We start from the raw sequence: 21096 nt of genomic DNA, 5'->3' as shown, positions 1-21096 counted from the left end.
CCTGGTCAGGATTCGGCGGGTTCGATGGGCACGCGGCGTTCACGCACCGTGAGCCACGCGCCGGCCGCGCCGCAGACCGCGATCATCGCCATGCCGATAAGCGAGAAGCGGTCCGGCACATGGGAAAAGACGATCCAGCCGCCAAGCATGGCGAACGCGATCTGCGCATAGAGATAAGGCGTGAGCGTGGACGCCGGCGCGCGCTGGTAGGCCAGGATCAGCATGAAGTGCCCCACCGTGCCCATGAAGCCCATGAGGCACAGCAGCGCCCACCATTCCCAGGAGGGCAGCGAGGTCCACACGAAGGGCACGACGAGCGAGACGATCAGCGTGCCCACCCAGCCGGTGTAGAAGTGCATGGTCAGCGGGTTCTCGGTCTGCGCCAGCTTGCTCGTGAGCACCTGGAACCAGGCGTTGCTCAGCACCAGCCCCAGCGGCAGCAGAACGGCCCAGCTGAACGCGCCGCCGCCCGGGCGCAGGATGACCAGCGTGCCGATGAAACCGCCCGCCACCAGCGTCCAGCGCAGCGGCGAGACGTGCTCCTTGAGCGTGGTGGCCGCCAACAGCGTGATGACCAGCGGCGCGATCAGCACGATCGAGGTGAACTCCGCCAGCGGCATGTAGCGCAGGCTCAGGAAGGCGAAGATGCTCGATGCCAGCAGCAGCGCACCGCGCAGCGCCTGGTAGCGGGGATGCTTCGTGTGCAACAGCGCCGTGCCGCGCAGCGGCAGCAGCACCAGCGTGGTCGCCACCGCCTGGAAGGCATAGCGGAACCACACGCCCATCAGGATGGGCACGCCCAGCGTGGAGTACTTGGTGGCGGTGTCGAGCGTGGCGAAGCAGGCCACGGCCAGTATCACGAGGCCGATGCCGGCGAGGATGCGTTCCGATTCCTTGCCGAGGCTTCGCTGCTGCGCCACGCGAGCGGCTGCCAGCGCAACTGTCGCCGCGTTGTCGTTGCTGGTCCCGGGGCTTGGGCTCACTGCTGGATACGGTCGCCGAGCAGTTCCCACACGGGAGTGAGCGCGCCGGGCAGGGGCGGCAGCTTGCCGAGATCGCAGTGGCTCTCGTCGGGGCTGTGGAAATCGCTGCCGCGCGAGGCGGCGAAATCGAACTCGAGCGCCTTGTCGGCGTACTCGACGAACTCGGCCGGCGTGTGGCTGCCGGTGACGACCTCGATCGCCTTGCCGCCGTGCGCCTTGAATTCGAGGAACAGCGCGTATTCCTCGTTGGCCGTGAACTTGTAGCGGCCCGGGTGGGCGATCACGGCCAGGCCCTTGGCGGCAGTGATCCAGTGCACGGCATCTTTCAGCGTGGCCCAGCGGTGCGGCACGTAGCCGGGCTTGCCTTCGGTGAGGAACTTGCGGAACACCTCGGGCGTGTCGCGGCAATGGCCCTGTTCGACGAGAAAGCGCGCGAAGTGCGTGCGCGAGATGAGTTCGGGATTGCCGACGAACTTGAGCGCGCCTTCATAGGCGCCGTGGATGCCGACCTTGGCCAGCCCCTCGGACATTTCCCGCGCCCGCTTGCCGCGGCCGCCGCGCGTGTCGTACAGGCCCTGCGAGATGGCCGCGTCGTCGGGGTCGAAGCCCAGGCCGACGATGTGCACCGTCTCGCCCGCGAAGGTCACGGAAATCTCGGTGCCGGTGAGGTAACGCATGCCGTTGGCGCGGGCCGCGGCCGCTGCGCGGTGCTGCCCGCCGATCTCGTCATGGTCGGTGAGGGCCCAGAGTTCCACCCCGTTGGCTGCGGCGCGCGCCGCCAGTTCTTCGGGCGTCAGCGTGCCGTCGGAGACCACGGAGTGGCAATGAAGATCGGCATTGAGAATGGAGGACACCCCCGCATTCTATGGGGTCTGGAACCCTGTTGCGGGCGCGTGGATACTGCAAAAGATGCTATTAAATAAATAGCATTAATGCGCCGCTGCATGCGCCTCAGCGCTGCTTGCGGAAAGCCGCCCAGGCCGCCACCGCGGTGAAGGTGGCCACGATCGCCACCACGATCCAGAAGCCGTGCTTGTGGTCCGCCAGCGGGATGCCGCCCACGTTCATGCCGAACAGGCCGGCCAGGATGTTGATCGGCAGCGCAAGCACCGTGACCACCGTCAGAACGAACAGGCTGCGGTTGTTGTCCTCGTTGACGTTGGCGGCGATCTCTTCCTGCAGCAGCTTGATGCGCTCCTGCAGCGCCTGCATGTCGCGCAGCACCACCGAGAACTCCTCGGTCGAGCCGCGCAGCGCCTGCGCGTCAGGCTCGGACATCCAGCCCGGCGGCCCCTGCAGCAGCCGGAACAGCGCCGCCGGCTCGGGCGCCAGCAGCCGCTGCAACCGCACCAGCAGCCGGCGCAGCACGCCCAGGCGCGCGCGCTTGTGGTCGAGGCGGCCGGCGAGCAGTTCGTCCTCGATGCGGTCGATGCGCGAGGTGACGCCGCGCACGATCTTCACCAGCACATCGGCCTGCGCGCGCAGCAGGTGCTCCAGCAGCTCGGTGCTGGAGCGCGGCGCGTCGCCCGCCTTCACCGCGGTGCGCAGCGCATCGACCGAGCGCAGCGGCTTGGTGCGGGCCGTGACCACCAGGCGCGGGCCGACGCTGATCCACAGCGTGGAGATGTCCGAGGGCTCGAAGCTGAACTCGAAGTGCACGTCGTTGATGACGGCGATCAGCGAATCGTCGTCGCGCTCGATGCGCGTGGAGGGCAGGCCCTCGTGCAGCGTCTCGTAGAAGGTGTCGGATAGGTTCGCGTGCCGCACCAGCCAGCGTTCGGCGTGCGCGTGGCTCAGGTTGAAGTGCAGCCAGACGTAGGCGGGGTTTTCCTGCCCGTCTTCGCCTTCGCAGCCGGCTCGGGCTTCGCTGGCTTCGATATTGCGCTGCCCGGCCAGCCACGCGGCGGCCTGCGCGGAGTCGATGGCCCGCGCGGGTTCGGGCGCGCGGGCGTCGAAGAGGTAGCCGCAGATCAGCCCGGCTTCGTCGCCCCCGTACGACTGGGCCGCGAGATCATGGAATGCCGACAAGATGGTAAGTACGCGAGTTCAGAAGATGCGGGTGAACAGCCAGTAGAGCGAGCCCGACAGCAGCATCGCCACCGGCAGCGTCAGCACCCAGGCCAGCGCGAGGTTGCGCAGCGTCGACAACTGCAGGCCCGAGCCGCTGGCCGTCATGGTGCCGGCCACGCCGGAAGACAGCACGTGCGTGGTCGACACCGGCAGCCCGTACATGTCGGCCGCGCCGATGGTGACCATGGCCACCACCTCGGCCGAGGCGCCCTGGGCGTAGCTCAGGTGCGTCTTGCCGATCTTCTCGCCCACCGTGACCACGATGCGCTTCCAGCCGATCATCGTGCCCAGGCCCAGCGCGATGGCCACCGCCACCTTGACCCACAGCGGAATGAAGCGCGTGGCGCTGTCGAGCTCCTGGCGGAAGGTGTTCACGCGCAGCTTCGTCTCCTCGTCGAACCTGGCCGCGCCGCTCTTGTCGAGGTGGCGGATGGCCTCCGAGGCCAGGTACATGTCGTTGCGCACGTTGGCGACGGCCTCCGCCGGAACACCGGCCAGCGAGCCGTGCTGGCGCACCTGCGTGCCGATGCTGCCGGCCGTCGCGGCCAGGGCCGGCACCACGGCCGGCGTGAACTCGCGGGTGCGCACGTAGGTGGAGAGCGTGTCGTGCGCGGCAGCGGGTGCCATGGCCGGCAGCGAAGTCGGCACGCTGCGGTTCAGCGCGTTCTGCGCCATCTCGGCCACGGCCACGAACTTGACGTTCTCGTCGGCGGGCATCGCGCGGTTCAGCGCATAGGCCATCGGCACCGTGCCCACCAGGATCAGCATGATCAGGCCCATGCCCTTCTGTCCATCGTTCGAGCCGTGCGCGAAGGACACACCCGTGCAGGTGAGGATCAGCAGGCCGCGGATCCACCACGGCGGCGGCTCGGTTCCCTTGGGCTCTTCATACAGGGCGCGGTTCTTCACGAAGGCGCGCAGCGCCAGCAGCAGCAGGGCGGCGCAGCCGAAGCCGACCATCGGCGACAGCAGCAGCGAATAGCCCACCTTGGTGGCCTGCGCCCAGTCGACCCCGCTGGTGCCGTCGCGCCCATGCATCAGCGCGTTGGCCACGCCCACGCCGATGATCGAGCCGATCAGCGTGTGCGACGACGAGGCCGGCAGCCCCAGCCACCAGGTGCCCAGGTTCCAGATGATGGCGGCGATCAGCAGCGCGAAAACCATCGCGAAGCCTGCGCCGGAGCCCACCTGCAGGATCAGCTCCACCGGCAGCAGCGCGATGATGCCGAAGGCCACCGCGCCGCTGGACACCATCACGCCCAGGAAGTTGAAGACCCCCGACCACACCACTGCGAAGTTGGGCGGCAGCGAGTGGGTGTAGATCACGGTCGCGACCGCATTGGCCGTGTCGTGGAAGCCGTTGACGAACTCGAAGCCCAGTGCGATCAGCAGCGCCACGCCGAGAAGTATGTAGGGCACCCAGGTGGTGACGGGCGCTCCCGAGGCGGTGACGTCGCCGACCAGGCTCCATGCGGTGAAGAGCAGGCCGGCGGCCAGCAGTCCCACGAAGGTGATCAGCGTGAGCGGACCGGGCTTGGCGTCGAGCTTCGGCCGCTGCGAGGCGGACGCGGACGGCACCTCTGCATGCGGGGCAGCGAGCGTGTTCATGGGGGATTCTGGGGTGTTGGAATGGCTCCAGATGGTGTTCGCCGCGTGTGACAACTACATGTCAACGGCGTCAAATCCGTCACGTGGCCGTCATGGAGGGCGAGCAGCATGCTTTTTCCGCTTCCCTTTTCAAACTTTTCTCTTCTGCCGCCCCATCATGCTGACGAGCGCACTTCCCGACCACGAAGACCTGATGCAACGCATCGCCCGCGACCTGATCGACAGCTACGACGAGGAGCTCGAGCTGGAGATCGAGGACCGCAACATCGACGGACTCGACCCCGCCTCGGTGAGCGCGGCATCCTCCACCGACAAGGCTGCGCGCCAGGCCTACTTCAAGGAGCTGTTCCGCCTGCAGGGCGAGCTGGTCAAGCTGCAGGACTGGGTGCAGCACAGCAAGCAGAAGGTCGTCATCCTGTTCGAAGGCCGCGACGCGGCGGGCAAGGGCGGCGTCATCAAGCGCATCACCCAGCGGCTGAACCCGCGCGTGGCCCGCGTGGCCGCGCTGCCGGCACCCAACGACCGCGAACGCACCCAGTGGTACTTCCAGCGCTACGTGGCGCACCTGCCGGCCGCCGGCGAGATGGTGCTGTTCGACCGCAGCTGGTACAACCGCGCCGGCGTCGAGCGCGTGATGGGCTTCTGCACCGACGACGAGTACGAGGAGTTCTTCCGCACCGTGCCCGAGTTCGAGAAGATGCTCGTGCGCTCGGGCATCAAGCTCATCAAGTACTGGTTCTCCATCACGGACGACGAGCAGCACATGCGCTTCCTCGGCCGCATCCACGATCCGCTCAAGCAGTGGAAGCTGAGCCCCATGGACCTCGAAAGCCGTCGCCGCTGGGAGGAATACACCAAGGCGAAGGAAATCATGCTGGAGCGCACCCACATCCCCGAGGCGCCGTGGTGGGTGGTGCAGGCGGTCGACAAGAAGAAGGCGCGCCTGAACTGCATCAGCCACCTGCTGGGGCAGCTGCCCTACCAGGAAGTGCCGCATCCGCCGGTCGAGCTGCCCGAGCGCGTGCGCCATGCCGACTATCTGCGCCAGCCCGTGCCGGCGAACATGATCGTTCCCGAGATCTACTGAGGAAAGCCCGGTTTCCGAAGCCGGCCCAGGGTAGGCCGGCCGGCGCTTTGCGGTCACACTGCGCGCCATGGCCCGCCGTTCCACAGCTTCAGTCTTTGCCCGCGCCTATGAGCGCAACCTGCGTGCGCTCACCAAGGCCACCCTGAGCAACAGCAAGCGCATCGCGGGGCAGGTCCAGCGGGCCACCGCCAAGCGGCTCAAGCCGCCGCCGGGCAAGGGCGACTGGCTCGCCGGCGTCGCGATGGGCCCGGGCGGTGCGCGCGGCTATCACCTGTTCCGCCCGGCTGGCCTGGAGCTGCATCCGGGCGAGCGCCTGCCCCTCATGGTCATGCTGCACGGCTGCGGCCAGACCGGGCGCGACTTCGCCGCGAGCAGCCGCATGAACGCGCTGGCCGTGCGCCAGCGCTTCCTGGTGCTCTACCCTGAACAGGACCGGATCGCCCATCCCCAGGGCTGCTGGAACTGGTACGAGCGCCGCTCCGGCAAGGCCGACGCCGAGGCCGCCACGCTGATGGCCGCCATCGATCAGGCCTGCATGCTCTACCCCGTCGACCGCGATCGGGTGGCGCTGGCCGGCCTCTCCGCCGGTGCGAGCATGGCGGCGCTGCTCGCGACGCGCTATCCGAACCGCTTCCGCGCCGTCGTGATGCATTCGGGCGTGGCACCCGGCGCGGCGAAGTCGTCCGCCACGGCGCTGGGCGCGATGCGCGGCGAGCACGTGCCGCCCATGCCGACAACGGCCGTCGGCAAGGCGATGGGTGCGGCGGCCGTCTTCACCACCCTGCCTCCGATGCTGGTGCTGCATGGTGATGCCGATGCGGTGGTCGCGCCGAGCAACGCCGTCAGCAGCGCCGCGGTGTGGGCGACCGCCGTGGGCGCGCGGCCCGGGTTGACGCGCGAGGTGCAGCGCGGCAAGCGCCGCCCGATGCGGGTGACCGACTTCAGGCGCAAGGGGCGCACGCTGGTCACGCTGTGCGAGATCGCGGGGCTCGGCCATTCGTGGAGCGGCGGCGCGCCAAAGCTGCTGTTCAGCGACCCCGAGGGGCCCGATGCGACGCGCATGACCTGGGCTTTTGCGGCTGCGCAGTTCAAGGCAGCTGGAGGCGCGAAGAAGGGTTGAAGAAAGCGAGGGGCAGGGCGGCTATGCGGCCACCGCTCCTTCGCGCGCCGCCGCCCGCCACGCACTGGGCGCCATCCCCTTGCTGCGCTTGAAGGCCTTGCTGAAGGCCGCCTCCGACTCGTAGCCCACCGCAGCGGCGATCGCTCCCAGGCCAGCGTTGCCTTGCCCCAGCATGTTGCCGGCCTTGAACATGCGCCATTGCGTGAGGTACTCCAGCGGCGCCTGTCCGACCCGCTCGCGAAAACGCTGCGCGAAGGCCGAGCGCGAGAGGTTCGCGACGGCGGCGAGCGCCTCCACCGTCCAGTCGCGCGCGATCTCCTTGTGCATCGCGCGCAGTGCGGGGCCGATGCGCGCATCGGCCAGCGCAGCAAGCCAGCCTGTCTGCGATTCGGCGCTGGCCGCGACGTGCGCGCGCACCGCCTGAACGAACACGATGTCGGCCAGCCGGCTCACGAGCAGGCTGGACCCCAGGCCCGGCTCGCCGGTCTCCATGGCCAGCAACTGCAGCGTGCCTTGCAGCGCGAGGGCGCGGGCCTGCTCCATCTTCACGTGGAGCAGCACCGGCAGCAGATCGAGCAGCGGCCGCGCAGCGCGCTGGTCGAAGTGGAACCAGCCGCAGATCACCGAGGCCGCCGTGCCCGTGCCGCCGAGCTCCACCAGCCCGCCGATGCGGTCGCGCACGACGGAGGCGCAGCTCACGGTCGGCGTGTTCGGATGGTCGCGCAGGACGTAAGGCGTGCCATGCGCCAGCACATAGCAGTCGCCCGCCGCCAGCGCCACCGGCTGCGCCATGCCATCGACCTCCAGCAGGCAGCCGCCGCGCACCACGAGCCCGAAGCGCGCGCTCTCGCCGCCCGCCAGGCTAACGCCCCAGGGCGCGCCGGCCTCGAGGCGGGCATACAGGGCGCTCTGCACCCTCATGGCGGCAAAGATGTCATCGAGCGGGTCCATCGAAGGCTCCTTGTGCGGTGGACGAATGGACAAGATTTTTGGCCTCTTGAGCATTCACTGTCCAGCGATGGCGCCAGAAACTGCGGTCTCACTCTTTCCCAATGCAACCGGCAGCAGGATCAGGCCATGAACACCAGAACCGCTTTCAACGATTTCACCGAACTCGCCGACCGCTATGTCGCCGTCTGGAACGAACCCGACGCCGAGGCGCGACGCGCCGCCATCGCCAGCCTCTGGGTGCCCGACGGCGAGCACTACGTGCGCACGCTGCAGGCCAGGGGCCACGAGGCGCTGCAGCAGCGCGTCACCGGCTCGCACGAGAAGAACGTGCGTGACGCCGGCTTTCGCTTCGTCCGCGCGGGCGACGCCCAGTTCCTGCACGACGCGGTGATGTTCCATTGGCACATGGTCCCGGCAGCGGGCGGCCCGGTGGCCGCGCTCGGGCTGGAGTTCCTGGTGCTCGCCGAAGACGGTCGCATCGCCACGGACTACCAGTTCATCCTGCCGACGCCGGCCGCCTGAGCCCGGCCGATGACCTCCGAGGTCATTGCCGCCGTGCCTGTTCCTTCCAACACTCGAATCCATCATGACGCAGTCAAACATCGCTTCGGCAGCAGCGCTCTCTTCCACCGGCAGCCAGAGTCCGCACGCGACAAGACCCGGCCGGCTCGGCCTGTGGGTCATGCTCAGCGGCACCTTCCTGGTGGTGCTCGACTTCTTCATCGTCAACGTCGCGCTGCCCTCGATGCAGCGCGAACTGCAGGCGAGCGCGGGAACCCTGCAGCTGGTGGTGGCCGGCTACGGCCTCGCCACTGCCGCAGGGCTGATCACCGGCGGCCGGCTCGGCGACCTGTTCGGGCGACGCCGCATGTTCATGCTGGGCCTGCTGCTGTTCACGCTCGCTTCGGCCGCCTGCGGCCTGGCGCCGAACGCCGAACTGCTGGTGGCGGCACGCGTGCTGCAGGGGCTGGCCGGCGCGCTGCTGCAGCCGCAGGTGCTGGCGATGATCGGCCTGGCCTACACCGGCGAAGACCGGGCGCGTGCCTTCGCGGCCTATGGACTCACCCTGGGGCTGGGAGCCACGCTCGGGCAGCTGGTCGGCGGCCTGCTGATCCATGCCGATCTGGCGGGCCTGGGCTGGCGCAGCTGCTTTCTCATCAACGTGCCGATCGGCCTGCTGGCGCTGATGCTCGCACCGCGCGTCATTCCGCCGCTGGCGAACAACGGCAACAGCCGCCTCGACCTCGTCGGCATGCTGCTCGTGGCCGCGGGCTCGGCGGCAGTGGTGCTGCCGCTGGTGGAAGGCCGCGAGCAGGGCTGGCCGCTGTGGAGCTGGCTGTGCCTCGCGGCGGCGCTGCCGCTGCTCGCAGCCTTTGCGTACCAGCAGCGCCGGCTCGCCGCGCGCGGCGGCACGCCGCTCGTGGCTCCGGTGCTGCTCGCCGATGCCCGCTTCGGCATGGGCCTGCTCACGACGCTGGCCTTCTACGTGGGCAACGCCTCGCTCTACTTCGTGCTGGCGCTGTATCTCCAGCAGGGCCTCGCACTCGATCCGCTCAGCTCGGGCGTCGTCTTCACGTCGCTGGCGGCCGGTTTCTTCGCGACGTCGATGGCGGGAGCGCGCCTCGCACGCCGCTTCGGCGGCAAGCCGCCCATCGCGCTCGGTGCCCTTGTGCTCGCTGCGGGACACGCACTGCAGTTCGTCAACGTGGCCGGATGGCCCGGACACTCGCACGTCGTGGCGTGGATGGTGCCGTTGCTGCTGGTGCAGGGCGCGGGGCTCGGCATGGTCATGGCGCCCCTGGTCTCCACCGTGCTGGCCGGCCTGCCGCCTCAGCATGCGGGCGTGGCCTCGGGCGTGATATCGATGGTGCAGCAGGCGAGCAACGCGCTGGGCGTGGCGCTGATCGGCATCCTCTTCTATGGGCGGCTCGGGCATGCGCCGGATGCGGGGGCGTACGCCAGTGCCTTCGGGGTGGCGCTGCTTTACCTGACGGGGTCGGCGTTGCTGGTGGCTGTATTGCACCGGCGCGGCAGCCGGCAGGCCTGAAATCGAAGCGCCGAGCGCTGCAGGCGGCCGTGCCAAACTCTCCTGTTCGCAAGACAGGACAGACATGGCCACCGACCTGCAGCAACTGACCCAGGCCCTTCGCGACTTCGCACAGGCCCGCGACTGGGAGCAGTTCCACTCTCCCAAGAACCTCGCCTCCGCGCTTTCCGTCGAGGCGGCCGAGCTGCTCGAACACTTTCAATGGCTCACGGAGGCCCAGAGCCGTGATCTTCCAGCCGACAAGCGCGCCGAGATCGGCACCGAGATCGCCGACGTCTTCCTCTACCTGCTGCAGCTCGCCGACAAGCTCGGCATCGATATGGTCGAAGCGGCGCGAAGCAAGATGCTTCTCAACGCGAAGAAGTATCCCGTCCCGCTATAGCGTCTCGTCTGGATGTTCCTCGGGTATCGAGCAACGATGCTTTCCTGATTCATCGGCCCGCGCCGAGGGGGCGTTCCCTAGCCTCAACGTTCTTCCATCAAGGACTTTCAGGGAACTCCGAATGAAACGACTCCACGCTCTGGTGACTTTGCTGCTGCTCTCCGCCATCGCAGCCTTTGCCGATCCGCTTCCGATGAACCAGCTGCCGATGTACGGCGGCCGCGCGAAGACAGAAGAGATGAAGAACGCCGACGTCGACTTCATCGCATCGATCGAGACGCAGGGCCTCTCTCGAGCGGAGGGCGCGAAACAGATGCTGAGGCAGGGCTGGACCGCCTGGGGCAGGAGAGACATGGCGACGGCCATGGCGCGCTTCAACCAAGCGTGGTTGCTGGACCCGGACAACGGCAACGTCTATCACGGCTTCGCACTGGTGCTGGCGCTTCGCGACGGTCCATCGTCCGAGGTAGAGGACATGTTCCGGTTGGCTGTCTCGAAGTCGACGGTCGATGCCGCGGTCTTCGTGGACTACGGCCACTTTCTCATGACGCAGAAGCGGCTCGATGCCAGCCAGGTCCAGCTGAAAAAGGCGCTCCAGATCTCGCCGGCGGCGCGCAACGCGAGTTCCAACTTGGCCTTCACGTACTACCTGAAGAACGATTTCATCAATGCCTGTGCCTGGGCGCGAAAGGCCGAGTCCAATCGCGACCGGCTGGAGCCGGGCTTTCTTGAGGAAATGTGCGCTCGCGCAGCCGAGCCGGCGAAGGGGAAGCCGGCTTCCGGCAGCCGCCCGCCGGCCTGAATACCTTCCGTGTACGCCACCCGGCGTATTTCCCCTTTGTGGTGCATTCCGCAGACTCCCTCCCACGCCAGCCAAGGCTGTCGAAAAGGTTCAACCACCCCGGAGCAGGAGTCAACATGCAACGTCGTTTCACCCTCAAGGCGCTCACCGCCGCCGTCGCGCTGGCCAGCATTTCTGCTGCGCCCGCATTCGCCGCCGACACCATCAAGGTCGGCGTGCTGCACTCGCTGTCGGGCACGATGGCCATCTCGGAAACCGTGTTGAAGGACACGGTGCTGATGGCGATCGACGACATCAACAAGAAGGGCGGCGTGCTGGGCAAGCAGCTCGAGCCCGTGGTGGTCGACCCGGCCTCCAACTGGCCGCTGTTCGCCGAGAAGACCAAGCAGCTGCTCGGCCAGGACAAGGTCTCGGTCATCTTCGGCTGCTGGACCTCGGTGTCGCGCAAGTCGGTGCTGCCGGTGGTCGAGGAAATGAACGGCCTGCTGTTCTACCCCGTGCAGTACGAAGGTGAAGAGCTCTCCAAGAACGTGTTCTACACGGGCGCCGCGCCCAACCAGCAGGCCATTCCGGCCGTCGACTACCTGATGAGCAAGGAAGGCGGCGGCGCCAAGCGCTGGGTGCTGCTGGGCACCGACTACGTGTACCCCCGCACCACCAACAAGATCCTGCGCGCCTACCTGAAGAGCAAGGGCGTGAAGGAATCCGACATCGACGAGAAGTACACCCCCTTCGGCCACAGCGACTACCAGACCATCGTGGCCGACATCAAGAAGTTCTCGGCCGGCGGCAAGACGGCGGTGGTCTCGACCATCAACGGCGACTCCAACGTGCCCTTCTACAAGGAACTGGGCAATGCCGGCCTGAAGGCCAAGGACGTGCCGGTGGTCGCCTTCTCGGTGGGCGAGGAAGAACTGCGCGGCGTCGACACCAAGCCGCTGGTGGGCCACCTGGCCGCATGGAACTACTTCATGTCGATCAAGAACCCGACCAACACCGCCTTCATCAAGCAGTGGAGCGAGTACGCCAAGGCCAAGAACATCGCCGGCCACAAGGACAAGCCGCTCACCAACGACCCGATGGAAGCCACCTGGATCGGCATCCACATGTGGAAGCAGGCGGTCGAGAAGGCCAAGTCGACCGACACCGACAAGGTGATCGCCGCCATGGCCGGCCAGACCTTCACCGCACCCTCGGGCATCGTCTCGAAGATGGACGAGAAGAACCACCACCTGCACAAGAGCGTGTTCATCGGCGAGATCAAGGCCGACGGCCAGTTCAACGTGGTGTGGAAGACGCCGGGCCCGGTCAAGGCCAAGCCGTGGAGCCCGTACATCGAAGGCAACGACAAGAAGCCGGATTACCCCGCTGGCAAGTCGATGTAAGTGATCGACAAGCCCCTTGCCTTGCTCCCTCTCCCCTCGGGGAGAGGGCGGGGGTGGGGGCAACGGCGGTCGATTGGGCCGCCGCGTTTGTTTGAAGGCCTCCGGCCCTCACCCCAACCCTCTCCCCCAGGGGAGAGGGAGCAACACGAATTTCATGATGCTTCGACGATCCCTTCACTGCGCCTTCGCCGCCATGCTCCTCATGGCATCGGCCGCCCACGCGCTGACCGCCGACGAAGCCCGGGCCATCGCCTCCGGCGATTCCGAAGCCCGCATCGCCGCGCTCAACAAGGCCGTGCTCACCGCCGACGAGAAGACCGCCGCCTTCATCCAGGCCATGTCCGACGACGCGGTCAAGTACACCGAAGACAAGGTCTTCGTGATGAAGGACGACAAGGGCTACGACCCCGTCACCGGGGCCGAGCTGAAGGTGCCCGACACCGCCGAAGACGTCGTCAACAACAACCTGATGCGCGGCGCGCTCGATGCCGCCCAGGCCGCGCTCAAGCTCACGAGCAAGGACGACGCGGTGCGCGCCGAGGCCGCGCAGGCGCTCTTCAAGGAGCCCGACGAGTCGCGCCTGCCCATGGTCGAGAAGGCGCTGGCCGCCGAGACCAACCCCAAGATCAAGTCCCAGCTGGAGCTGGTGCGCGCCGCCAGCATGCTCGGCAGCGCCGACAAGGCCAAGCGCCTCGCCGCGGCCAAGGAACTGGGCAACAACCGCAACCCCGACACCAAGCTGCTGCTCAACCAGCGCCTGGCCGACGAGACCGAGGCCGACGTCAAGGCCGCCATCGTCGCGTCCATCGCCAGCATCGACGGCGCGCTGGTCTGGGGCGACCGCATCAACGCCGTGTTCAGCGGCGTCAGCCTGGGCTCGGTGCTGCTGCTCGCCGCCCTCGGCCTCGCCATCACCTACGGCCTGATGGGCGTCATCAACATGGCCCATGGCGAGCTGATGATGATCGGCGCCTACGCCACCTACGTGATGCAGGGCATCTTCCAGAAGTACATGCCCGAGGCGGCGTTCGGCTGGTACCTGGTGGCCGCCATTCCCGTGTCGTTCCTCGCATCGGCGCTCGTGGGCGCGGTGCTGGAGCGCGGCGTGATCCGCTTCCTCTACGGCCGCCCGCTCGAGACGCTGCTGGCCACCTGGGGCATCAGCCTGATGCTGCAGCAGCTGGTGCGCTCCATCTTCGGCGCGCAGAACGTCGGCGTGGAAAACCCCGGCTGGATGAGCGGCGGCTTCACCATGCTGAGCAACGTCACGCTGCCGTGGAACCGCATCTGCATCATCGTCTTCGCCGCGTTGGTGCTGCTGGCCATGGGTTGGCTCATCGGCCGCACGCGGCTGGGCCTGTTCGTGCGCGGCGTCACGCAGAACCGCCCGATCGCCTCGTGCATGGGCGTGAACACCGCGCGCATCGACACCTACGCCTTCGCGCTCGGCTCCGGCATCGCGGGCCTGGCCGGCTGCGCGCTGAGCCAGATCGGCAACGTCGGCCCCGACCTGGGCCAGAGCTACATCGTCGACAGCTTCATGGTGGTCGTGATGGGCGGCGTCGGCCAGCTCGCAGGCACCGTGTACGCGGCGCTGGGGCTGGGCATTCTCAACAAGTTCATCGAGGGCTGGGCGGGCGCGGTGCTCGCGAAGATCGCGGTGCTTGTCTTCATCATCATCTTTATCCAGAAGAGGCCCCAGGGCATCTTCGCGATGAAGGGCCGGAGCGCAGAGGCATGAGCAAGGTCGTACTTCCAACCAAGGGGCCGCTCTTGAGCGGCAAGGGCTGGACGGCCTTCTTCGTCGCGCTCATCGTGGTGTGCGCGCTGGCGCCCGTGCTGAACATGTGGGTGCCCGTCGACAGCCCGCTGCACATGAGCGACTACGCGGTGGCGCTGGTCGGCAAGATCATGTGCTACGCGATCTGCGCGCTGGCCATGGACCTGATCTGGGGCTACACCGGCATCCTCTCGCTGGGCCACGGCCTCTTCTTCGCGCTGGGCGGCTACATGATGGGCATGTACCTCATGCGCCAGATCGGCCGCGACGGCAACTACAAGAGCGACCTGCCGGACTTCATGGTGTTCCTCGACTGGAAGACGCTGCCCTGGCACTGGACCTTCAGCGACAGCTTCATCGCCACGCTGGTGCTGATCGTCGCGGTGCCGGGCCTCATCGCCTTCGTGTTAGGCTTCTTCGCGTTCCGCTCGCGCATCAAGGGCGTGTACTTCTCGATCATCACGCAGGCCATGACCTTCGCTGCCATGCTGCTGTTCTTCCGCAACGAGACGGGCTTCGGCGGCAATAACGGTTTCACCGACTTCAAGCGCATCCTGGGCATCCCGATCGCCACGCAGGAAATGCGCATGACGCTCTTCGCGCTCACCGGCGCCACGCTGCTGGGCTTCTTCCTGTTCGCGAAGTGGCTCATCGGCAGCAAGTTCGGCCGCGTGCTGCAGGCCATCCGCGACGCCGAGACGCGCGTGATGTTCTCGGGCTACAACCCGTTGCCGTACAAGCTCACGATCTGGGTGATCTCTGCCGTCATGTGCGGCGTGGCCGGCGCGCTGTACGTGCCGCAGGTCGGCATCATCAACCCGGGCGAGATGAGCGCTGCCAACTCCATCGAGATCGCCATCTGGGCGGCGGTGGGCGGCCGCGCCACGCTCATCGGGCCGATCATCGGCGCCTTCATCGTCAACGGCGCGAAGAGCTGGCTCACGGTGGCCTATCCGGAATACTGGCTGTACTTCCTGGGGGCGTTGTTCATTGCTGTCACGCTGTTCCTGCCGAACGGCATCGTTGGGCTGGTTCGCAAGTGGCTTTCCAGGGAGAAGAAGGAAGAAGAGAAGCCGCAGCCCGAACCGGTGCAGGAGGCACGCCGCGCCGTCGCGGCGGAGCAGGGCGTCGAGCCCGATGCGCTGGCCTCGCTGCCGGTGGATGCGAAGGGAGCGCGCGCATGACACCCGACCTCATGGAAGCAGGCGCCGAGCGCGCCGCGCGAGCAAGCGGCATCCACTACGTGAGCGGCAGCACCGAATCGGGTGGCCGCGCCGCCGACTTCGGCCGCCACGTCACGCCGGGCGAGGTCGACGTCACGCACGGCCGCATCCTCTACCTGGAAGACGTCAGCGTGAGCTTCGACGGTTTCAAGGCCATCAACAAGCTGTCGCTCGACATCGCACCGGGCGAGCTGCGCTGCATCATCGGACCGAACGGCGCCGGCAAGACGACGATGATGGACATCATCACCGGCAAGACCCGGCCCGACGAGGGCACCGTGTTCTTCGGCAGCACCATCGACCTGCTGCGCCACCGCGAGGCCGAGATCGCTCAGCTGGGCATCGGCCGCAAGTTCCAGAAGCCGACGGTGTTCGAGCACCTGACGGTGTTCGAGAACCTCGAACTCGCGCTGAAGACCGACAAGGGCGTGCGCTCTTCGATGCTCTTCAGGCTCGATTCCGCGCAGAGCGACCGCCTGGCCGAGGTGCTCGAGACCATCCACCTCGCCGACAGCGTCTCGCGCCTGGCCGGCAACCTGAGCCACGGCCAGAAGCAGTGGCTGGAGATCGGCATGCTGCTGATGCAGGACCCGAAACTGCTGCTGCTCGACGAGCCCGTGGCCGGCATGACCGACGAAGAGACCGCTCGCACCGCCGAACTGTTCCTCACGCTCAAGGGCAAGCACTCGCTGATGGTGGTGGAGCACGACATGAGCTTCATCCGCACCATCTCCGAGATCGTCACCGTGCTGTGCGACGGCTCCGTGCTCGCACAGGGCACGCTGGACGAAGTGCAGGCCGACGAGCGCGTGATCGAGGTCTACCTGGGCCGCTGAGGAAGAACGAAAGATGCTGACAGTCAAGAACATCCATCAGTACTACGGCGGCTCCCACATCCTGCGCGACGTGAGCTTCGAGGCGAAGCTGGGCAAGGTCACCGTGCTGCTGGGCCGCAACGGCGTGGGCAAGACCACGCTGCTGAAGTCGCTGATGGGCCTGGTGCCCATCAAGAGCGGCAGCATCGAGCTCGAAGGCAAGCCGATCCACAAGGCCACGCCCTATGAGCGGGCCAGGGCCGGCATCGGCTTCGTGCCGCAGGGCCGCGAGATCTTCGCTCGGCTCACCGTCGAGGAGAACCTGCGCATGGGGCTGGCCTACAAGAGCGGCGGCACGCCCATCCCGGCGGAGCTGTACGAACTGTTCCCCGTGCTCAAGCAGATGATGAACAGGAGGGGCGGCGACCTTTCCGGCGGCCAGCAGCAGCAGCTGGCGATTGCCCGGGCGCTGGCGCCCAAGCCGCGCCTGCTGATCCTCGACGAGCCCACCGAAGGCATCCAGCCCAGCATCATCAAGGACATCGGCCGCGTCATCCGCATGCTGGCCGACCGGGGCGACATGGCCATCGTGCTGTGCGAGCAGTACTACGACTTCGCCCAGGAACTGGCCGACGACTACCTCGTGATGGAGCGCGGCGAGATCATCGCGCGCGGCCTCGGCAAGGACATGGAAGCACAGGGCGTGCGGCAGCTGGTGGCCATCTGAGCCCACGGGCGAGGCCTTCGCGGCCCTGCCAGTACAAGGTCTTCGGCATCTGCGTATCGGTGCAGTTTCAGGGTTTACCCTAAAATCGTGCCTTGCCCGCTGCCGCCGGGCACCCCCTCCAGGAGCCTGGCCTTGAACGCCTCCCCACCCGCGCAGGACAGCGCGGCCACCGACATTTCTTCCTTCACCCTGCCTTCGGGCGCGCCCGCCAACTTCCTGCGCGCGGTGCTCGCGCTCGGCGTCGGCGGCTTCGCCATCGGCACCGGCGAGTTCGTCATCATGGGCCTGCTGCCCGAGGTCGCACGCGACATCGGCGTGAGCATCCCGCAGGCCGGCCACGTCATCAGCGCCTATGCGATCGGCGTGGTCATCGGCGCCCCCGTTCTCGCGGTGCTCGCAGCCGGCTGGCGCCGCCGCGCGCTGCTCATCGCGCTCATGGCCGTGTTCGCGGCCGGCAACTTCGCCAGCGCCGCCGCTCCCAACTACCTGCTGCTCAACCTGCTGCGCTTCGCCGCGGGGCTGCCGCACGGCACCTACTTCGGCGTGGCCGCGCTGGTGGCCGCCACGCTGGCGCCGCCCGGCCGCCGCGCGCGGGCCGTGGGGCTCGTGATGCTGGGGCTCACCGGCGCCACGCTGGTGGGCGTGCCCATCGCGGCGTGGCTGGGCCAGTTCTTCGGCTGGCGCGCGGCCTTCGTGTTCGTGGGCCTCATCGCGCTGGTGGCCATCGTGCTGCTTCGCCGCGACATCCCCGACATGGCGCCCGCCGCCGGCGCCAGTCCCTGGCGCGAACTCGGCGCGCTCAAGCGCAAGCAGGTGTGGTTCACGCTGGGCATCGCCGCCATCGGCTTCGGCGGCATGTTCTCGGTGTTTAGCTACATCAAGCCCACGCTGATCGAGGTGGCCGGCATGCCGGTGGGCGGCGTGCCCATCGTGCTCGCGCTCTTCGGCCTCGGCATGGTGGTGGGCAACCTCGTGGGCTCGCGGCTGGCCGACAAGTCGGTGATGCGCACCATCGGCGGCGTGATGGTCTACGCGGCGCTGGTGCTCGCGGTGTTCACCTTCGCGGCCCACAACGTGGTCGCGGCCGCCGTCAACGTGTTCCTCATCGGCTCGACCGTGGCCATCGGCCCGGCACTGCAGATCCGTCTCATGGACGTGGCCGGCGACGCGCAGACGCTCGCGGCCGCGCTCAACCACTCGGCCTTCAACATGGCCAATGCGCTGGGTGCGTGGCTCGGCGGCGTGGCAATTTCCGCGGGGCTGGGCTGGACTTCCACCGGCTGGGTCGGCGCGCTGCTGGCGCTGGCCGGCCTGGGCATCTTCGGCTGGGCGGTGGCGAGCGCCCGTGCCGCCGCACGCAGGCCGGCAGCCGTCGCCTGCTGAACAGGGCTGCTACTTCGGCGAAGGCGCCGGCGCGGTTCGCTCGCGCAGCAGCACCGCAAAGTTCTGCAGCTCCGTCGCATTGAGATCAGACACCGCCCAGGCCTGCATGCCGCCCTGGGTCCAGTGCACGAGCTGGTAGCCCTGCCGGGCCGAAGCCACCGGCCCTTGCGCCTGCGCTTTCTTTCCATCCGGCGCCGGCCACACGAACAGGTTGATCACGTGCGGCCCCGAGCGGTAGACCAGCGCCGCCACGGTGCGCCCGTCCAGGTAGTCGAGCCGTCCGCCAGCAAGCGCAAAGCCCTCCGCCGCGAGGTCGACCACCGGCGGCGAGAAGTCGAGCTTGCCGGCGAACCAGGGCTTGACCGTGTGATGGTCGGACGAGGCCACGTCCGCCAGGTGCGAGGCCATCAGCGAGCGCACGTGGTTCGCCGTGACGCCTTCGGCGAGCGCGTCGGCAGGCGGCATCGGCGTGGCCAGCAGCACGAGCGCCAAGCCCCAGGCCGTGGCGGCACCGGTGCCGAACCATGCCAGCCCCTGCCACAGCCCGCGGCCTTGTCGCGCGGGAGCGGGCTTCGGCGCCGGCGCGGCGGCTTCCTCCGTGCGGACCGCATTCGCGATGCGCGCCGCCAGGCCCTCGGGCGGCATGTGCCGCACGGCGTGGCGCCGGATCAGCGTTCCCAGTTCCTCGTCAGACATTGACATGGCGTGTCCTTCCTCCCGCATCGCCGGGACGTTCGTCGCGCAGGCTCTCGCGCAGCATCGAGCGCGCACGCGACAGCCGCGACATGACGGTGCCCAGCGGTATGCCCGCGATGCGCGCGATGTCCTCGTAGCGCAGTTCCTCCAGCTCGCGCAGCACGATCACCTCGCGATACATCGGCGGCAGCGCGTCGATGGCCGCGTTGACTCGCTCGCCCTGCACGCGCTGCTCCCACTGCCGCGCCGGATCACCGTCGGCGGAGGAGGAGAAGGGCGCCGACACCGCCTCGCTGTCGCGCAGCTCGTCGAACTCCAGCTGGTCGGCCAGCTGCCGGTTCTGCCGCATCCAGTCGTAGCAGGCGTTGCGCACGATGCCCAGCAGCCACGGCCGTGCGCTCTCTCCGCGCAAACCCTCGAAGAAGCGGAATGCGCGCAGGTAGGCCTCCTGCACCGCGTCGTCGGCCAGCTGGTCGTCGCGCAGCAGCCAGCGCGCAAGGTTCCATGCCGCATCGAGATGCGGCAGCGCGGCGGCTTCGAACTGGCGTGTGCGGTCGGTCGACAGGCTCAAGTGCTCCTTCTTCCTGCATGACGTGACAGTCCGGCGTTTTATTCCAGCTTTTTTTCGGCCCCGCTGGAATAGGCGGGGCATGCCATGCGTCATGCCCTTTGCGGATTCTCGGATTCTGCTTCTTCCGTCTTCCTCTTCCTCTTCCTCTTCCGCTTTCCATGAGGGTCTTCACCATGATCGCCATGCCCGGCTTCGCACGCATCCTCGTCATCTTCGCGGCCCTGGCGGCCTCGGCCGGCTCTGTGCTTGCCGCGGGTCCCAGGGCCTATGTCGGCAACTTCAAGGACAGCACCGTCAGCGTGATCGACACCGGCACCGAGCGCGTCGTGGCCACGCTGCCGGTGGCGGCAGGGCCCGACGGCATCATCGTTGCGCCCGATGGACGCAGCGTGTTCGTCAGCGGCTCCGGCGCCGCCGCCGTGAGCGAGATCGATGCCGCGAGCGACCGCGTGACCCGCGCCATCGACGTGGGCAAGGGTCCCCAGGGGCTGGCCATGACTGCCGACGGCAAGTGGTTGCTGGTGGCCGTCAACGGCGACGACCGCGTGGCCTTCGTCGACACCACGGCGCATGGCGTGAGCGCCACCGTGCCGGTGCCCAAGCCGCACACCATCGCCATCCGGCCCGACGGGCGGCAGGCGTACGTCGCATCGCAGGAGCCGGGGCACTTCGCGCTGGTGGTCATCGACATGGCGACGCGCGCCGTGGTCACGCAGATCCCGCTCGACAAGCCGCCGCGCGACCTCGAGTTCAGCCATGACGGCAAGTCGCTCTACCTCACGCTGGCCGGCGTTGCGGCCGTGCAGGTGCTCGATCCGGCCAACAACCAGTGGGGCGCGCCGGTTCCCACGGGCGTGTCGCCGCACATCGCGCAGCACTTCGCGGGCATGGCCAGCGGCGTGGTGGTGGTGCAGGGGCCCGGCGAAGTCATGCTGTTCGACCCCGCAGCGCACACGGCCGTGCGCAGCATTCCCGTGGGCAAGCAGCCGCACTGGCTCGACCTGTCGGCCGACGGCAGGAAGCTCTGGGTGAGCAACGAGGGCTCCAACGACGTCAGCGTGGTCGACCTCGCGGGCGGGCCGATGCGCACGGTGCAGGTGGGCAACGCGCCGCGCAAGATCGCGCTGCAGCGCACGGCGGCTGCCGCTTCGCCTGCAGCGGCTGCGGACGGCGCGCACGCAGGCGGGTCGGCGCACGTGACCATCCGCAACTTCGCCTTCGAGCCCGCGCAGATCACCGTCAAGGCCGGCCAGCGCGTGAGCTGGCAGAACGACGACGGCGCGCCGCACGGCCTGGCCTTCAAGGACGGCGCCGCCGGCATCGATCTGCTGCTGCCCGGCAAGGCCTTCGCCCGCGTCTTCGACAAGCCGGGGGTGTACGACTACGTCTGCTCGGTCCATCCGTACATGACGGCGCGGGTCACCGTGGTGGGGCCGTAGCCGGGTTCACGCCGTCGCCCATGCGCC

General features: G+C 68.0%; 20 protein-coding genes. 13 read left to right on the top strand and 7 right to left on the bottom strand.

What is annotated here, in order from left to right; all coding sequences use genetic code 11:
* Positions 1-5 precede the first annotated feature (5 nt).
* The 4 genes from ABL843_RS23605 to ABL843_RS23590 all read right to left on the bottom strand — a co-directional run bounded on the left by ABL843_RS23605 (position 6) and on the right by ABL843_RS23590 (position 4661).
* Entirely contained in the window at positions 6-983 is a 978-nt protein-coding gene (locus tag ABL843_RS23605) for a DMT family transporter (protein WP_184641114.1), read from the bottom strand.
* The gene (locus ABL843_RS23600; RefSeq protein WP_418117542.1) at positions 980-1837 is read right to left on the bottom strand and encodes a 3',5'-nucleoside bisphosphate phosphatase; all 858 of its coding nucleotides are present in this window, start codon (positions 1835-1837) and stop codon (positions 980-982) included. The genes ABL843_RS23605 and ABL843_RS23600 overlap by 4 nt, the downstream gene beginning before the upstream one ends.
* 97 nt (positions 1838-1934) lie before the next feature.
* Complete coding sequence (locus ABL843_RS23595; RefSeq protein ID WP_369661134.1) at positions 1935-3011, bottom strand: transporter; 1077 nt, start codon at positions 3009-3011, stop codon at positions 1935-1937.
* A gap of 18 nt (positions 3012-3029) precedes the next feature.
* On the bottom strand, positions 3030-4661 hold the full coding sequence (locus ABL843_RS23590; RefSeq protein WP_418117541.1) for an inorganic phosphate transporter: 1632 nt from the start codon (positions 4659-4661) through the stop codon (positions 3030-3032).
* A gap of 157 nt (positions 4662-4818) precedes the next feature.
* Between ABL843_RS23590 and ppk2 the strand changes: the two genes are divergently transcribed.
* Entirely contained in the window at positions 4819-5748 is a 930-nt protein-coding gene (gene ppk2, locus ABL843_RS23585) for a polyphosphate kinase 2 (RefSeq protein ID WP_184606292.1), read from the top strand.
* A gap of 67 nt (positions 5749-5815) precedes the next feature.
* Positions 5816-6868, top strand: a complete 1053-nt coding sequence (locus ABL843_RS23580; protein ID WP_418117539.1) for an alpha/beta hydrolase family esterase — start codon at positions 5816-5818, stop codon at positions 6866-6868.
* A 21-nt stretch (positions 6869-6889) separates the two neighbouring features.
* On the opposite strand, the gene ABL843_RS23575 is transcribed toward ABL843_RS23580, so the two are convergent.
* Entirely contained in the window at positions 6890-7819 is a 930-nt protein-coding gene (locus ABL843_RS23575; protein WP_132799462.1) for an AraC family transcriptional regulator, read from the bottom strand.
* Positions 7820-7945: 126 nt separating this feature from the next.
* Between ABL843_RS23575 and ABL843_RS23570 the strand changes: the two genes are divergently transcribed.
* The 10 genes from ABL843_RS23570 to ABL843_RS23525 all read left to right on the top strand — a co-directional run bounded on the left by ABL843_RS23570 (position 7946) and on the right by ABL843_RS23525 (position 18363).
* Entirely contained in the window at positions 7946-8341 is a 396-nt protein-coding gene (locus tag ABL843_RS23570) for a nuclear transport factor 2 family protein (RefSeq protein ID WP_126183219.1), read from the top strand.
* A gap of 64 nt (positions 8342-8405) precedes the next feature.
* Entirely contained in the window at positions 8406-9866 is a 1461-nt protein-coding gene (locus tag ABL843_RS23565) for an MFS transporter (RefSeq protein ID WP_418117536.1), read from the top strand.
* A 64-nt stretch (positions 9867-9930) separates the two neighbouring features.
* A complete protein-coding gene (locus ABL843_RS23560) occupies positions 9931-10248 on the top strand; it encodes a nucleotide pyrophosphohydrolase (RefSeq protein WP_184606296.1) in 318 nt (105 codons plus the stop codon).
* 121 nt (positions 10249-10369) lie between these two features.
* A complete protein-coding gene (locus ABL843_RS23555) occupies positions 10370-11050 on the top strand; it encodes a hypothetical protein (RefSeq protein WP_418117534.1) in 681 nt (226 codons plus the stop codon).
* Positions 11051-11166: 116 nt separating this feature from the next.
* Positions 11167-12435 carry an urea ABC transporter substrate-binding protein gene (gene urtA / locus ABL843_RS23550; protein WP_019657838.1) on the top strand — a complete coding sequence of 423 codons (1269 nt, stop codon included), beginning with the start codon at positions 11167-11169 and terminating at the stop codon, positions 12433-12435.
* A gap of 193 nt (positions 12436-12628) precedes the next feature.
* Positions 12629-14176: an urea ABC transporter permease subunit UrtB gene (urtB, locus tag ABL843_RS23545; RefSeq protein ID WP_418117533.1), complete on the top strand. Its 1548-nt coding sequence runs from the start codon at positions 12629-12631 to the stop codon at positions 14174-14176.
* On the top strand, positions 14173-15399 hold the full coding sequence (gene urtC / locus ABL843_RS23540) for an urea ABC transporter permease subunit UrtC (protein ID WP_418117532.1): 1227 nt from the start codon (positions 14173-14175) through the stop codon (positions 15397-15399). The genes urtB and urtC overlap by 4 nt, the downstream gene beginning before the upstream one ends.
* Positions 15396-16274, top strand: coding sequence for an urea ABC transporter ATP-binding protein UrtD (gene urtD / locus ABL843_RS23535; protein WP_019657835.1), 879 nt, complete (start codon positions 15396-15398; stop codon positions 16272-16274). The genes urtC and urtD overlap by 4 nt, the downstream gene beginning before the upstream one ends.
* Before the next feature lie 13 nt (positions 16275-16287).
* Complete coding sequence (gene urtE / locus ABL843_RS23530) at positions 16288-16980, top strand: urea ABC transporter ATP-binding subunit UrtE (RefSeq protein WP_418117531.1); 693 nt, start codon at positions 16288-16290, stop codon at positions 16978-16980.
* A gap of 132 nt (positions 16981-17112) precedes the next feature.
* A complete protein-coding gene (locus tag ABL843_RS23525; RefSeq protein ID WP_184606297.1) occupies positions 17113-18363 on the top strand; it encodes an MFS transporter in 1251 nt (416 codons plus the stop codon).
* Between the two features lie 9 nt (positions 18364-18372).
* Here ABL843_RS23525 and ABL843_RS23520 read toward each other — a convergent pair whose 3' ends face one another.
* Positions 18373-19065 (bottom strand): anti-sigma factor family protein, encoded by a 693-nt coding sequence (locus ABL843_RS23520; RefSeq protein ID WP_354326222.1) that lies wholly within the window; start codon positions 19063-19065, stop codon positions 18373-18375.
* Entirely contained in the window at positions 19052-19630 is a 579-nt protein-coding gene (locus tag ABL843_RS23515; protein WP_418117530.1) for a sigma-70 family RNA polymerase sigma factor, read from the bottom strand. The genes ABL843_RS23520 and ABL843_RS23515 overlap by 14 nt, the downstream gene beginning before the upstream one ends.
* Before the next feature lie 173 nt (positions 19631-19803).
* Between ABL843_RS23515 and ABL843_RS23510 the strand changes: the two genes are divergently transcribed.
* On the top strand, positions 19804-21069 hold the full coding sequence (locus ABL843_RS23510; RefSeq protein ID WP_418117529.1) for a cupredoxin domain-containing protein: 1266 nt from the start codon (positions 19804-19806) through the stop codon (positions 21067-21069).
* Positions 21070-21096: the final 27 nt, after the last annotated feature.

Source organism: Variovorax sp. 350MFTsu5.1 (assembly GCF_048302515.1).
GTDB classification, from domain to species: Bacteria; Pseudomonadota; Gammaproteobacteria; order Burkholderiales; family Burkholderiaceae_C; genus Variovorax; species Variovorax guangxiensis.
Note: the sequence above shows the minus strand (reverse complement) of the source record. Positions and strands in the feature narration are given on the sequence as shown.

What these genes read in the sequence shown, in the direction of transcription:
- ABL843_RS23590 (WP_418117541.1), bottom strand. Translation starts at nt 4,661, where the DNA reads ATGAACACGCTCGCTGCCCCGCATGCAGAGGTGCCGTCCGCGTCCGCC.
- ppk2 (WP_184606292.1), top strand. Translation starts at nt 4,819, where the DNA reads ATGCTGACGAGCGCACTTCCCGACCACGAAGACCTGATGCAACGCATC.
- ABL843_RS23580 (WP_418117539.1), top strand. Translation starts at nt 5,816, where the DNA reads ATGGCCCGCCGTTCCACAGCTTCAGTCTTTGCCCGCGCCTATGAGCGC.
- ABL843_RS23575 (WP_132799462.1), bottom strand. Translation starts at nt 7,819, where the DNA reads ATGGACCCGCTCGATGACATCTTTGCCGCCATGAGGGTGCAGAGCGCC.
- ABL843_RS23570 (WP_126183219.1), top strand. Translation starts at nt 7,946, where the DNA reads ATGAACACCAGAACCGCTTTCAACGATTTCACCGAACTCGCCGACCGC.
- ABL843_RS23565 (WP_418117536.1), top strand. Translation starts at nt 8,406, where the DNA reads ATGACGCAGTCAAACATCGCTTCGGCAGCAGCGCTCTCTTCCACCGGC.
- ABL843_RS23560 (WP_184606296.1), top strand. Translation starts at nt 9,931, where the DNA reads ATGGCCACCGACCTGCAGCAACTGACCCAGGCCCTTCGCGACTTCGCA.
- ABL843_RS23555 (WP_418117534.1), top strand. Translation starts at nt 10,370, where the DNA reads ATGAAACGACTCCACGCTCTGGTGACTTTGCTGCTGCTCTCCGCCATC.
- urtA (WP_019657838.1), top strand. Translation starts at nt 11,167, where the DNA reads ATGCAACGTCGTTTCACCCTCAAGGCGCTCACCGCCGCCGTCGCGCTG.
- urtB (WP_418117533.1), top strand. Translation starts at nt 12,629, where the DNA reads ATGCTCCTCATGGCATCGGCCGCCCACGCGCTGACCGCCGACGAAGCC.
- urtC (WP_418117532.1), top strand. Translation starts at nt 14,173, where the DNA reads ATGAGCAAGGTCGTACTTCCAACCAAGGGGCCGCTCTTGAGCGGCAAG.
- urtD (WP_019657835.1), top strand. Translation starts at nt 15,396, where the DNA reads ATGACACCCGACCTCATGGAAGCAGGCGCCGAGCGCGCCGCGCGAGCA.
- urtE (WP_418117531.1), top strand. Translation starts at nt 16,288, where the DNA reads ATGCTGACAGTCAAGAACATCCATCAGTACTACGGCGGCTCCCACATC.
- ABL843_RS23520 (WP_354326222.1), bottom strand. Translation starts at nt 19,065, where the DNA reads ATGTCAATGTCTGACGAGGAACTGGGAACGCTGATCCGGCGCCACGCC.
- ABL843_RS23510 (WP_418117529.1), top strand. Translation starts at nt 19,804, where the DNA reads ATGATCGCCATGCCCGGCTTCGCACGCATCCTCGTCATCTTCGCGGCC.